The organism is Ponticoccus litoralis (genome assembly GCF_039769985.1).
GTDB lineage: Bacteria > Pseudomonadota > Alphaproteobacteria > Rhodobacterales > Rhodobacteraceae > Ponticoccus > Ponticoccus litoralis.
In genome coordinates this window covers 3,772,351-3,785,754 of record NZ_JBDNCH010000002.1, presented here as the reverse complement: position 1 = coordinate 3,785,754, position 13,404 = coordinate 3,772,351, and the positions used below count along the sequence as shown (strand labels likewise).

General features: G+C 68.6%; 8 protein-coding genes and 3 pseudogenes. 6 read left to right on the top strand and 5 right to left on the bottom strand.

All coding sequences use genetic code 11. The features are described 5' to 3' along the window. Positions 1-12: 12 nt before the first annotated feature. From ABFB10_RS19830 to ABFB10_RS19820, 3 genes and pseudogenes are all read left to right on the top strand, one after another. Positions 13-2,310, top strand: a complete 2,298-nt coding sequence (locus tag ABFB10_RS19830; RefSeq protein ID WP_347167828.1) for a hybrid sensor histidine kinase/response regulator — start codon at positions 13-15, stop codon at positions 2,308-2,310. 68 nt (positions 2,311-2,378) lie between these two features. Then, a pseudogene (locus ABFB10_RS19825) lies at positions 2,379-3,616 on the top strand (putative DNA modification/repair radical SAM protein). Between the two features lies 1 nt (position 3,617). Then, positions 3,618-5,041: pseudogene (locus tag ABFB10_RS19820) on the top strand (UdgX family uracil-DNA binding protein). A 125-nt stretch (positions 5,042-5,166) separates the two neighbouring features. On the opposite strand, the pseudogene gap reads toward ABFB10_RS19820, so the two are convergent. Further along, positions 5,167-6,169 (bottom strand): annotated as a pseudogene (gap, locus tag ABFB10_RS19815) (type I glyceraldehyde-3-phosphate dehydrogenase). A 178-nt stretch (positions 6,170-6,347) separates the two neighbouring features. Between gap and ABFB10_RS19810 the strand changes: the two are divergent. Both ABFB10_RS19810 and ABFB10_RS19805 read left to right on the top strand, forming a co-directional pair. Next, complete coding sequence (locus ABFB10_RS19810; RefSeq protein WP_347167827.1) at positions 6,348-6,737, top strand: DoxX family protein; 390 nt, start codon at positions 6,348-6,350, stop codon at positions 6,735-6,737. A gap of 25 nt (positions 6,738-6,762) precedes the next feature. Then, on the top strand, positions 6,763-7,731 hold the full coding sequence (locus ABFB10_RS19805) for a DUF808 domain-containing protein (RefSeq protein WP_347167826.1): 969 nt from the start codon (positions 6,763-6,765) through the stop codon (positions 7,729-7,731). Positions 7,732-8,042: 311 nt separating this feature from the next. Here the strand turns inward: ABFB10_RS19805 and ABFB10_RS19800 are convergent, their stop codons facing one another. Next, on the bottom strand, positions 8,043-8,735 hold the full coding sequence (locus tag ABFB10_RS19800) for an invasion associated locus B family protein (RefSeq protein WP_347167825.1): 693 nt from the start codon (positions 8,733-8,735) through the stop codon (positions 8,043-8,045). Positions 8,736-9,223: 488 nt separating this feature from the next. Between ABFB10_RS19800 and ABFB10_RS19795 the strand changes: the two genes are divergently transcribed. Then, on the top strand, positions 9,224-10,777 hold the full coding sequence (locus tag ABFB10_RS19795) for a helicase HerA-like domain-containing protein (protein ID WP_347167824.1): 1,554 nt from the start codon (positions 9,224-9,226) through the stop codon (positions 10,775-10,777). Positions 10,778-11,061: 284 nt separating this feature from the next. Here ABFB10_RS19795 and ABFB10_RS19790 read toward each other — a convergent pair whose 3' ends face one another. The 3 genes from ABFB10_RS19790 to ABFB10_RS19780 are packed head-to-tail and all read right to left on the bottom strand — an operon-like array spanning position 11,062 to position 12,975. Then, positions 11,062-12,231, bottom strand: a complete 1,170-nt coding sequence (locus ABFB10_RS19790) for an MFS transporter (RefSeq protein ID WP_347167823.1) — start codon at positions 12,229-12,231, stop codon at positions 11,062-11,064. Then, the gene (locus ABFB10_RS19785) at positions 12,224-12,394 is read right to left on the bottom strand and encodes a DeoR/GlpR family DNA-binding transcription regulator (RefSeq protein ID WP_347167822.1); all 171 of its coding nucleotides are present in this window, start codon (positions 12,392-12,394) and stop codon (positions 12,224-12,226) included. The genes ABFB10_RS19790 and ABFB10_RS19785 overlap by 8 nt, the downstream gene beginning before the upstream one ends. Continuing rightward, positions 12,361-12,975 carry a DeoR family transcriptional regulator gene (locus tag ABFB10_RS19780; RefSeq protein WP_347167821.1) on the bottom strand — a complete coding sequence of 205 codons (615 nt, stop codon included), beginning with the start codon at positions 12,973-12,975 and terminating at the stop codon, positions 12,361-12,363. Before ABFB10_RS19780 ends, ABFB10_RS19785 begins: the two co-directional genes overlap by 34 nt. Positions 12,976-13,404: the final 429 nt, after the last annotated feature.

Sequence of the window (13,404 nt, the reverse complement as noted above, 5' to 3'; positions counted from 1 at the left end):
GACAGGGAACCCATGGTGCAGGCGGTAGACATCAATCCGGTGCAGGAGGCGCGGACCCGGACCCCGGTTCTGGGCGCCGCGGTCCTGCTGGCACTGGCGGTGCTGTCCCTGGTCGGAGCGCAGGTCATGCAGGCCCGGGTGGCGGAAGTGGCGGCGCTGGCGGCGACCGGAACCTTCGGGGTTCTCGCGGTGGGCTGGGTGCTGTTCGACGGGCTGCTGCGGCGGCGCAGCGCCGTGAAACTGGACCAGATCGACGACTTCATCCGGGACGATCCCGCGCTGTGCTTCGTCACCGACGGCACCGGGCGCATCCTGCGCGCCAACCGCCGCGCGGCCAAGGGTTTTCGCGCCCACACCGGAACCCCGCTGGCAGAGGTCATGCGCGCGGTCTTCGCCAGTTCCGAGGGTATTCTTTACCGCCTGCACCAGAAGGCGCTGGCGGATGGCGCGGCGGTGGAGGAGGTGACCAGCCATGCCGAAGGCTACCGCATATTCACGCGCTGTTTCGGCGCGGACCTTGTGCTGTGGCGTTTCGACAGCGCGCGCACCGGCGCCGGTGGCGCGGCGCGGGGCGACCTGCCGCTGATGACGCTGGGCCGCAATGGTGCGGTGCTGTACATGAACGGCGCGGCGCGCAAGCTGCTGGGCCTGCGCGCCAAGCGGCTGGAGGACGTGCTTGTGGATCTGCCGCTGCGGTCGGGCGGCGTGCATTACCTCAAGGGGGCCGAAACCAACCAGCGCGTGCTGGTGCAGAGCTCGGACATCGGTGCCGGGCGGGTGGAACTGATCCTGTCGCCGATCTCCGATGCCAGTCGCGATCACGACAGCAGGGGCAGCTTCGACGGGCTGCCGGTGCCGCTGCTGAAGGTCGCCCCCGACGGCACGATCCTGCGCGCCAACCCCGAGGCGCGGCGCCTGATCGACATGGGGCAGGGCAGCCCCGGCCATATCGCCGAACACATGGAGGGGCTGGGCCGCGCCATCAAGGACTGGCTGCAAGAGGCGGCGGACGGGCGCGGGCTGCACCGCTCGGAGTTCCTGCGGCTGACGCGCGCCGACCGCGAAGTCTTTGTACAGGTCACGCTGAACCGCATTGTCGAAAAGGGCGAAACCGCGCTGATTGCCGTGCTGAACGACGCGACCGAGCTCAAGACGCTCGAGGCGCAATTCGTGCAAAGCCAGAAGATGCAGGCCATCGGCCAGCTTGCGGGCGGCGTGGCGCATGATTTCAACAACCTGCTGACGGCGATCTCGGGCCACTGCGATCTGCTGCTGCTGCGCCACGATCAGGGCGATCCGGACTACGGCGACCTCGTGCAGATCAACCAGAATGCCAACCGCGCCGCCGCGCTGGTCGGGCAGCTTCTGGCCTTCTCGCGCAAGCAGACCATGCAGCCAGAGGTGCTGGACCTGCGCGATACGCTCTCCGATCTGGCCCACCTGCTGAACCGTCTTGTGGGCGAGCGGGTGCGCCTGACCCTGCGCCACGATCCGGTCCTGCCGCAGGTGCGCGGCGACCGGCGGCAGCTGGAACAGGTGGTGATGAACCTTGTGGTGAACGCCCGCGATGCCATGCCCGAGGGCGGCGAGATCGTGGTCGAGACAGAGCGCCGCATCCTGCGGGATCCGCTGAAGCGCGACCGCGCCATCGTGGCGCCGGGCGCTTATGTCGCGGTCCGCGTGACCGATCAGGGGATGGGCATCCCGCCCGACAAGCTCTCGAAGGTGTTCGAACCCTTCTTCACCACCAAGCGCACCGGAGAGGGGACGGGCCCGGGCCTTTCGACGGTCTACGGCATCGTCAAGCAGACCGGCGGTTTCATCTTCGTCGACAGCGTCGTGGGGCAGGGCACCTGCTTTACCCTGCTGCTGCCCGCCTATCAGGCGCAGCCTGCCGCCGCGCCCGCGAAACCCCGACAGAGGGCGGAGAACCTGCCGCAGAAGGGCTCTGGCGTGGTCCTGCTGGTCGAGGACGAGGCGCCGGTCCGCGCCTTCGCCGCCCGCGCGCTGCGTCTGCGCGGCTACACCGTGATCGAGGCCGAAACCGCCGAAGACGCCCTGCACATGCTGGAGGACGAGGCCCTGGCCGTCGACATCTTCGTGACGGATGTGGTGATGCCGGGCATGGACGGCCCGACCTGGGTCCGCAAGGCGCGCGAGCAGCGCCCGGACACCCGTGTCGTCTTTGTCTCGGGCTACGCCGAGGCGGCCTTTGGCGAGGGCAGCGACGAGATCCCGAATTCTGTCTTTCTGCCGAAACCCTTCTCGCTGTCGGAGCTGACAGAAACCGTACACCGCCAATTGTCGTGACAGGCACAGGGCGCCGCCACACGCGCCTGTGAATTGCGCCCACCCTCATGTGAACATATCATGAACACATGGCGCAATTCTCACTCTCCGAAAAACTGGCGATCCTCTCGGATGCGGCGAAATACGATGCCTCCTGCGCCTCGTCCGGCGGCCAGCGCCGGGATTCGCGGGACGGCAAGGGCCTTGGCTCGACCACCGGCTCGGGCATCTGCCACGCCTACGCGCCGGACGGGCGCTGCATCAGCCTGCTCAAGATCCTGATGACGAATTTCTGCATCTACGATTGCGCCTATTGCGTGAACCGCGTCAGCTCCAACGTGCAGCGCGCCCGCTTCACACCCGAAGAGGTCGTGACCCTGACCACCGAGTTCTACCGCCGCAACTACATCGAGGGGCTCTTCCTGTCCTCCGGCATCATCCGCTCGCCGGACGAGACCATGGCCGACATGGTGCGCATCGCCCGCATGCTGCGCGAAGACCATCACTTTCGCGGCTACATCCACCTCAAGACCATCCCCGATGCCGCCCCCGAGCTGATCGAGCAGGCGGGCACCTATGCCGACCGGATCTCGATCAATATCGAACTGCCCACGGACAGCGCCGTGAAGGCCTTCGCGCCGGAGAAATCGCCCGACGCGATCCGCAAGGCCATGGCGGATGTGCGCCTGCGGCAGGACGCCCAGCAAGACCGCAGCCACACCGGTCGCAGGCCGCCACGCTTCTCGCCCGCGGGCCAGTCGACCCAGATGATCGTCGGCGCCGACGGGGCCAGCGACGGCACGATCCTGAAGACCTCGACCCGGCTCTATGCCAGCTATCGGCTGAAGCGGGTCTATTACTCGGCCTTCTCGCCGATCCCCGACAGCTCTCGCGCGCTGCCGCTGATCCAGCCGCCGCTGCAACGCGAACACCGGCTGTATCAGGCCGACTGGCTGCTGCGCTTCTACGGCTTCGACGCCGATGAGATCACGGCGGCGACCCCGGACGGCAATCTCGACCTCTCGATCGATCCGAAACTGGCACTGGGCGCTGGCCAATCGCCACGCCTTTCCGGTCGACGTGAACCGGGCCGAGCGCGAGTTGCTGCTGCGGGTGCCCGGGATCGGCACCGAGGACCGTGGGGCGCATCCTGACCACCCGCCGCCACCGCAGCCTGCGCTACGACGACCTGCGCCGCATGGGCGCCAACCTGAAGCAGGCGCGCCCCTTCATCACGCTGACGGATTGGCGGCCCCGCGCGCTGCTTGACGCCGCCGACCTGCGGGCCCGCTTCGCGCCGCCGCCGGAACAGCTGCACCTGATCTGATATGCGCAGCGTCATCCTGCCAGAGATCGGCACCTTCGAGGCATGGCGGCAGGAGGCCCGCGCGCTGATCGCCGCCCGCATCCCGCCAGAGGCGGTGCTCTGGTCGCGCGGCGCGCCGCAGGGGGACCTCTTCGCGGCGCCCACCGCCGCCGCCCCGGCCGCGCCGCTCACCGTGCCGAAGGACTTCGCCCGGCTGGCCGGGCTGGTGGTCTGGCACGCCGACCCCCAGCGCTTTGCTCATCTCTACCGTGCGCTCTGGCGCGTCAAGCAGGACCCGCGCATCCTGCAGGACCGGGGCGACCCGGGGATCGACCGGTTGAACCGCATGGCCAAGGCGGTCAGCCGCGACAAGCACAAGATGACCGCCTTCCTGCGCTTTCGCGAGATTGGTGATCCCGCTGCCCCGCGCCGCCGCTTCGCCGCCTGGTTCGAGCCCGCGCATTTCATCACCGAACCCACGGCGCCCTTCTTCGCCAGGCGCTTCGGCGACATGGACTGGTCGATCTTCACCCCCCATGCCACCGCGCATTTCCGCGAGGGCGTCACAGGCTTCGCAGCGCCGGAGCCGAAGCCCGGTCTGCCGGACGATGCCACCGAAGAGCTGTGGCGCACCTATTTCCGCAATATCTTCAACCCGGCCCGGGTGAAGCTGAAGGCCATGCAGGCCGAGATGCCCAAAAAATACTGGCACAACCTGCCAGAGGCCGACCTGATCCCCCAGATGGTCGCCTCTGCCCGTGCCCGGGCAAGGGACATGGCCGAGGCCGCGCCAACCCTCGCCCCCGAACGCGCCGCGCGCATCACCCGGCGGCTGAGCCGGTCCCGCGTCGCGCCACCCCGGCGGACGACCTCGATGCGCTCCGGCGCGGCCTCGACGCCTGCCGCCGCTGTCCGCTGTGGCGCGATGCGACGCAGCCCGTTGCCGGCTGCGGGCCAAGGGACGCCCGGCTGATGATCGTCGGCGAACAGCCCGGCGATCACGAGGATCTGGCGGGCAAGCCCTTCGTCGGCCCGGCGGGGCAGCTCTTCGACCGGCTGGCAGAAGGCACGGGCCTCAACCGGCAGGCGGCCTTCGGCACCAATGCGGTCAAGCATTTCAAGTTTCAGCCCCGCGGCAAGCGCCGCCTGCACCAGCCGCCGAACCGGCAGGAGATCGACCAGTGCCGCTGGTGGCTGGAGCAGGAGCGCGCTCTGGTGAAACCGAAGCTGATCCTTGCCATGGGTGCGACGGCGGTCGAAAGCCTGACGGGCTCGCGCCGGGCCCTGCTGTCGCGGCGCGGCACCGTCGAGATGGCAGCTGACGGCACGCCGATCCTGATCACCACGCATCCCGCCTACCTGCTGCGCCTGCCCCTGGCGGATCGCGCGCAGGCCGAAGACCTGTTCCGGCAGGATCTGCAGGAAGCCGCGCGCAGGCTTGCCTGACGCCCCTGTTTCTTCTTGGTCCAAATACCTCTGGGGGAAATGCCGCAGGCAGGGGGCAAAGCCCCCGCTTCAAATGCAAAACGCCCGACCAGGGGCCGGGCGTCGCAATCCGTGAAGGGCGAGGTTCAGTGCAGCAGGCGGCCCATGGTGCCCGCGACATCCGCCATGCGCGCCGAGAAGCCCCATTCGTTGTCGTACCAGGCCAGCACCCGCACCAGCCGACCGACGACCTTGGTCTGGTCGGGCGCGAAGATCGAGGAATGGGTGGTGTGGTTGAAGTCGATCGAGACCTTGGGCTCCGGGTCATAGGACAGCACCGCGCCCATGCGACCGTACCGCGGCCTCGGCCACCACCTCGTTCACATTGGCCTCTGTCACGTCGCGCTTCGCCACGAAGGTCAGGTCCACCGCCGAGACATTGGGCGTCGGCACCCGCACGGCAGAGCCGTCCAGCTTGCCTTTCAGGTTCGGCAGCACCTCGCCCAGGGCCTTCGCGGCGCCGGTCGAGGTCGGGATCATCGCCATGGCGGCGGCGCGGGCGCGATACAGGTCGGCGTGGCGGCGGTCCAGCGTCGGCTGGTCGCCGGTATAGCTGTGGATCGTGGTCATGATGCCGCTCTCGATGCCGATGGCATCGTCCAGCACCTTGGCCAGCGGGGCCGGGCAGTTGGTGGTGCAGGAGCCGTTCGAGATCATGACCTCGCCCTTCACCATCTCGCGGTGGTTGACGCCGTAGACCACGGTGCGCTGCACGTTCTTCGCGGGCGCCGAGATCAGCACCGATTTGGCGCCGCGGCGCAGGTGCGCGTCGGCTTTGTTGCCGTCGTTGAACTGGCCGGTGCATTCCAGCACGACATCGCAGCCGTCCCAGTCCAGTGCGTCCAGATCATAAGACGACATCACGTCGATCGGCCCGCGTCCGAGGTCGATGGACTGGTCCTTCACGGTCACGGTGCCGGGAAAGCGGCCATGCACGGAGTCGTAGCGCAGCAGATGTGCATGGGTTTCCAGCGGCCCGGGGGCGTTGATCTTCACCACCTGCACATCGTTGCGGGCGCTTTCGACGATATGCGCCAGCGTGCAGCGGCCGATCCGGCCAAATCCGTTGATGCCAACCGTGACGGTCATCGCGATACTCCTGAGGTTTATGCGCCTGTCAGCGCCGGGTATACGAAGGCGACGCGCATGTGCAAAGCCCGAAAGGCTTTCCAAACCAGCATGTTAGCGATAAAACTCTGGTCCCGGAGGCTGGTGGCGCTAACCTTTCGGGACCGTTTGCGTTAACGTTTGCACCCTCGGTAGAAGCATGCCCGACCCGACCCCTTGCCTTGCCCTTCTCGGGCGAATCCTTCTGGCCGGCCTTTTCCTTGCCGGCTTTGCGCAGAAGCTGGGGGACCCGGCCCCGGCTCAGGCCCTGCTGGCGGCGCGGGGCTGGCCGCTCTGGCTGATCTGGCCAGCGGCGTTTTACAACCTTGTGGCGGGGGGCGCGGTGGTGCTTGGCGTGATGACACGGCCCATTGCCGCCACGCTCGCGCTTTATTGCATGGTCACCAGCCTGTTTCACTTTCTCCCCGATGATCCGTGGCAGATGACGATCTTCGTCAAGAACTGGGCCATCGCGGGCGGCTGCCTGATGCTGGCGGCCCATGGCGCGGGTCCGTGGCGCTTGCGCTGGGGGCCGGACAGGCTAGGTTGACCGCAACACAACAGGGACAGGCGGCATGAGCGGATTACTGGCACTTCTGGACGATGTTTCGGCCATCGCAAAGGTCGCGGCGGCGTCGGTCGACGACATCGGCGCGGCGGCCATGAAGGCGGGGTCGAAGACGGCGGGTGTGCTGATCGACGACGCGGCGGTGACGCCGAAGTACCTTCAGGGCTTCAAACCGGCCCGCGAACTGCCGATCATCTGGCGCATCGCGCGCGGTTCCATCGTCAACAAGCTGGTCTTCCTGATGCCCGCCGCCCTGCTGATGCAGGCCTTCGCGCCCTGGCTGATCTGGCCATTGCTGATCCTCGGCGGCTGCTATCTTGCCTTCGAGGGCGCCGAAAAGATCGTCCATGTGCTGACCCGGCACGACGACCACTCGGGCGGGCCGGACGGCAGCCATGATGTGCAGGACCCGACGCATCTGGAAGAGGAAAAGATCAAGGGCGCCATCAAGACCGATTTCATCCTCTCGGCAGAGATCATGGTGATCTCGATGTCGGCCATCGAGGCCTCGACCTTCTGGATGGAGGCGGCGACCCCGGCGGTTGTGGCGTTGCTGGTGACGGCAGCGGTCTATGGCGCCGTGGCGGTGATCGTGAAGATGGACGACGTCGGGCTCTGGCTCAGCCAGGTGTCCCGGACCGGCTTTGGCCGCTGGCTGGGCCGCGCCATCGTCAAGTTCATGCCCTGGCTGCTGAAGACCCTGACCGTCGTCGGCACGGCGGCGATGCTTTGGGTCGGCGGCTCGATCATCGTGCATTCGCTGCACGAGATGGGCTGGCACTGGCCGGAAGAGTTCATCCATCACGTCGCGGTCGACTACGGGCAGGGCAGCGGCGCGCTGCAATGGATCATCACGGCGGCCATCGACTTCGTGCTCGGGTTCCTGGTGGGTCTGGTGCTGATCCCGATCGGAACACGGGTCGTGGCGCCGATCTGGGCCGCGCTCTTCGGCGGGAAGAACAAGGCGGCGCACTGACGGCCAGTGCGGCGCTGCGTTCCACTGCACGGACGCGGCGCCCCTTGCAACCGTCCGGCAAGGGCCGGCTGCGCCGACGGCCCGGGCAGGCCGGGGCGCCCCCGCCGGGTCCGCAGCGGGCGTCAAGGTGCCGGGCTGCCGGGCGCGCCCTGACAGGCCGCTGCGGCCCCGGGCCGCCAAGCGCCGCGATCCTTCTTCGGGGGCAAGAACCCGGCGGACAGGCCGCAGACAGGTAACCGCAGATACGAGCAGATACGAAAAAAGGCGCGCCGGGCAGGGCGCGCCTTTCCTTGTTCCGGTGGGAACGGGATTTACTGCGACAGCGCCGAAGAGGCGTCGTAGGCGGCGGTGAAGCCGGACAGCGACATCTCGACACTGACCTTCTGGTCGGGGGCCAGGGCCGGAACGATGGTCACGACGGCCTTGGCGCCAGCCTTGAAGCGCTGGATGTCCTCGGCGGTAAAGCCGACGCGGGCATAGCAGCCGACCTGCGCGCAGAAGGAGAAGTCGAAGCGCCGCTCGGCGCCATTGTCGACCTGAACGGTCAGCTTCTGGGTCAGTAGCGTTTCCAGCGGCACGACAAAGGTGCCACCGGCCACGGCGCGCCCGCCGTTCGACAGCTTGAAGATCGAGGCCTCGGCGACGCTGGCGCCATTGGCATCCTTCAGCAGCTGGTACATCTGGCAGACGTCGTCGCCCTCGGGGACTTCGATGCACTGCAGGGACCAGTCGTTGAAGGTCTCCTTGATATAGGTGCGCGGACCCTGCTGGCCTGCGGGCGCCTCTGCGCCTTCTTCACCCAGATCGAGGCCGCCGCCGATGTTGGTCGACGGTGCCGGATCGGCCGCGGGCTCCGATGCGGGATCGGCTGCCGGGTCCGCCGCGGGCTCGGTCGCCGGGGCATCGGTTGCCGGATCGGCGGCGGGGGCGTCGTCGGACTGGGCAAAGGCGGGGCCCGCACCCAGCGCGGCGATCAAAGACAGAAGCAGAAGCGGTTTGGTCATGGACGTCCTCGGACTTTTTCGTTCTCTGGTTGGGGCTGGCTTTAGCACGGGCGGCTGACACTGTCAGGGCGGAAATCACGTACCTTGCGGGCCGTTTGGGCGAATTTGCGCCCGCATCGTGACGGTCGGGGCCCGGCGGGGAAAAGAAAAGGGACCCCCGGGCCCCTTTCCATTATCGCTCCCTGTCGGACCGTACTCGACTTTGTCATTGGGGGGACGCTACGAAATGAAAACGAGCCGGTCAACAGGCTTTGTGAAACCCAGACGACAAGAATGGGCCTGCACAAAAAAGCCGCGCCCGGGGGCGCGGCCAGTCTGACAGGGAGGAAGTCGGTCCGGGGCAGGAGAGGACATGACGCCCCGGACCAACAATGACTATGGCATCAAAAGGTTAAGTTTGTATTTTTGGGGGTGACCTGCGGGACGGGGGCGGCCAAGGGGCCTTGAGCCGGCGAAGCGGGACGGAAAGCGGGACAGGAAGGGTGACGATGGAAGACGCGGTTTTCGTGGGCGGCGGCGGGCCGTCCTACGGCGAGAAACAGCATTTGCGGCTGGGCTATGCCAACCGGCACGGGCTGATCGCCGGGGCCACCGGGACCGGCAAGACCGTGACCCTGCAAATCCTCGCCGAGGGTTTTTCGCAGGCCGGTGTGCCGGTCTTCATGGCCGACGTGAAGGGCGATCTCTCGGGGCTGGCCAAGGCCGGCAGCGCCGACCACAAGCTGCACGCCCCCTTCATGGAGCGCTGCGGCAAGATCGGCTTCGAGGATTTCGCCTATGCGGGGTTTCCGGTCTGCTTCTGGGATCTCTACGGTGCACAGGGCCACCCGGTGCGCACGACCATTGCCGAGATGGGGCCGCTTCTGCTGGCGCGCCTGCTGGACCTCAGCGAGGCGCAGGAGGGCATTCTGAACATCGCCTTCCGGCTGGCGGACGAAGAGGGCATGCCGCTGCTGGACCTGAACGACCTGCGCGCGATGCTGGTGTGGATCGGCGAGAACCGGGGTGACCTGTCGCTGCGCTACGGCAATATCTCCGTCGCTTCCGTCGGCGCGATCCAGCGGCGCCTTCTGGTGCTCGAGGAAGAGGGCGGCGCCGGGTTCTTCGGAGAACCCGCGCTAGAGCTTGCGGACCTGTTGCGGGTCGGGCCGGACGGCCGCGGGCAGGTCAATATTCTTGCCGCCGACAAACTGATGGCGGCGCCGCGGCTTTACGCGACCTTCCTGCTGTGGCTGCTGTCCGAGTTGTTCGAGGACCTGCCCGAGGTCGGGGACCCGGACAAGCCCAAGCTGGTCTTCTTCTTCGACGAGGCGCATCTGCTGTTCGACGGCGCGCCCCGGGCGCTGGTGGACAAGGTCGAGCAGGTGGCGCGGTTGATCCGGTCGAAGGGGGTGGGGGTTTACTTCATCACCCAGTCGCCCGACGACATTCCCGAGGACATACTCGGCCAGCTTGGCAACCGGGTGCAGCACGCGCTGCGGGCCTTCACCGCGCGCGACCGCAAGGCGCTGCGGCTGGCCTCCGAGACCTACCGCGAGAACCCGGCGTTCGACATCGAGACGGCGATCCGCGAGGTCGGCGTGGGCGAGGCGGTGACGTCCTTCCCCGAAAAGAAGGGGGTGCCGGGCATGGCGCAGCGCACGCTGGTGCGCCCGCCGTCGTCGCAGCTTGGCCCGATCGAAGCGGCAGAGCGGGAGGCGGTGGTGCTGGCCTCTGATCTGCGGGCCAAATACGCGCAGGCGGTGGACCGCAGATCGGCCTACGAGATGCTGAAGGCCCGTGCCGAGCAGGCCGCCGCCGAAGCCGCCGAGGCGGAGCGCGCCGAGGAGGAAATGGAGGCCCGCGAACGCGAGTACCGTGCGGGGCGGCGCTATACCGGCAAGCGGGTGACCCGCTCGACCTCCGGCGCCTCGACCCGGCGCGACCGGCAGGGCGAGAGCTTCGGCGAGGCCATGGGCAAGATGGTGATGAAGGAGCTGACCGGAACCACCGGGCGGAAGATCGTGCGCGGCATCCTCGGCGGGCTGTTCAAGGCGCGCTGAGGGTGGGACTGGCGCGGGGGAAGGGTTTCGCAGGAAAACCCTTCCCGCCAGCTCTGGCACTCACCCAAGCAAGCCTTCGAAGCCGTCCTTCCCCTTGCCCTGCGTGCCATCTCCGGCTGCCCGGGCCAAGCAAAATAGCCGTCTCCCCGTTCCGGGGCCCCTCGGCGATTTGGTTTGGCCCGGGCAGCCGGAGCTGTCCTGCGGGCGGCAGGCGAAGGACGGCTCCGAAGCAAGCCATGGGGCGGGGCCGGTTTCGGTTTCGTCTGCTGCGGGGGTGGCCGTTGTCAGCCTGCTGCGGTCCGGCCCCGTGGCAGGCCGCGGCCCTGGCCGAGCACCGGGGCGAGGGCGGTGATGGCGAGTGCCGCGGCGCCCACAAGGGCCGTGGCGAGGCGCAGCGAGGTCAGTTCCGCGAGGAAGCCGATGGCGGGCGGCCCCATCAGCATGGCGCCGTACCCCAGCGTCGCGACCGAGGCGATGGCCTGTCCGGCGGGCACGTCCGGGTCGGCGGCGGCGCGGCTGAAGGCCATGGGGATCACCGCCGCGTAGCCCATGCCGATCAGCACGTAGCCGGCCAGCGTCAGCGGCAGCGTGGCCGGGCCGACCACCAGTCCCGTCCCGAGGGCGGCGAAAAGCCCGGCGGCGCGGGCGGTGGCCACCGGGCCGAAGCGCGTGATCAGCCCGTCGACGCAGAGCCGCATCGCCACCATGGTGGCGCTGAAGATGGCATAGCCCAGGGCCGCCTGCGACTGCGTGGTGCCGACCACATCGGCAAGGAAGACCGCGCTCCAGTCGGCGGCGGCGCCCTCTCCGAGCCCCGCTGCCGTGGCCACAACGCCCACCAGCACCAGCGCGCCGCGCGGCAGGGCAAAGACCGGCCCCTTGGCGGCGGGCGCGCTGCGGCGGCTGTCCCAGCGGGTGCGGATCAGCGGGCCGAAGACAAGCGCCACCGCCAGGGCGGTCAGGGCGAAATGCGCGTCGAGCGACAGGCCCGCGCGGGTGGCCAGCCAGCCTCCGCCCGCGCCCAGACCGGCGCCGAGGCTCCACATTGCGTGGAAGGACGACATGATCGAGCGGCCCGAGGTGCGTTCGACCTCTGCCGCCCAGCTGTTCATCGCCACGTCCATGGCGCCGTGGCAGGCGCCGAAGGCGAAGAGCGCGGCGGCCAGCGCGAGGGGGACCGGGGCGAGGCCGATGGCGACGATGGTCAGAAGGTAGAGGCAGGCCAGCAGACAGGCGACCGGGTAGGCGCCGCGCCGGTCGGCCATGCTGCCCGCCAGCGGGAAGGACAGGAGAGCGCCAACCCCCATGACCAGCAGCATCAGTCCGAGCGCGCCCTCGGATAGCTCGAAGCGGTCGCGCACCGCCGGAACCCGGCTGGCCCAGGCGCCCAGAAGCGCGCCGTTCAGGGCGAAGGCGGCAGAGACCGCAAGGCGGGCGCGGCGGATGTCAGGCATGGCGGATCTCCATTCCGAGGTCTGAATAGGCGGGCGTCGCCTCGGCGGGCGCATCGGTGATCAGGATGTCCAGCGCCACGCAGGGGGCGACGTGGAACCGGCTGCGGGTGCCAAGCTTTGCCGCGGCGCTCAGCAGGGCGCTGCGGTGGGCCGCGTCGAGCATGGCGCGCTTGACCGCGGCCTCGTCGCTGTCCCTACCGAGAGGCCGAAGCCGGGGTCGATGCCGCAGACCCCCAGCAGGGCGAGGTCGGCGGCGATGCGCGACAGCGCCCGCGTGCTGTCCGAGCCGACTGCGATGGCACCGGAGGGCGAGAGGCGGCCGCCGATCAGATGCGTCGGTGTGCCCCGGCGCAGGGTGGCCAGCGCCACGGCGGGGGCGGGCGTCACGATCAGCGCCCCGGGAAGCCGGGGCAGGGCGGCGGCAAGCGCGGCGATGGTCGTGCCGCCGTCCATGAACACCACCATGCCGTCCGCGATCAGCGGCAGGGCGGCGGCGGTCAGGGCGGCGTGGTCCATCTCTGGCAGGCGGTCGAGCGTGGCACGCGCCAGTGGCTGCGGTGGCAGCGCGCCGCCCCGGATGCAACGGGCGAGGCCCTGCGATTCCAGTGCCTTGAGGTCGCGCCGAATGCTGTCGGGCGAGACGCCGAATTCCCGCGAAAGCGCGCTGAGGCTGAGCGCCTCGCCCGCATCGAGACGGTGGCGCAGTGCCTCTTGTCGGGCTTCGGGTGTGTTTGGCCGGGTCATGTGGCATGTCCGTCGTTTGCGGCAACCTGCCGTATTTTGCCTGAAACTGCAATGCGTGCCGCCGGGTGTCGCTGATCAAGGGTGGCCACAGGGGCAGCGGCCCCGCCGCGCATAGCCCGGAGGGGCGGCGACAGTGGCAAGTTTCTTCGAAGAAACTTCAAAGAGTTTTCGAAAACTCTTGCGCGCGCTGCGGGCGAGCGCGGCGCGGCGCCGAAGTGGCCATGGGACCGATGTCGCAGTTACGCTGTTGCGCGAGCGGGGACTGGCCGCCGCCATGGGTCTCCGCTGCCCGGGCCGGACCGACCGAAATGGGTGCTGGGATCGTCGGGGCGTTTCGCCTAACCTCGATGTGCAAAGGCGGCGGACGATGCCGTCGGCGCCGGGCTGGCGAAAGGCCGAATCGATGTGGTTGTCTGGGCTTGCGGGATG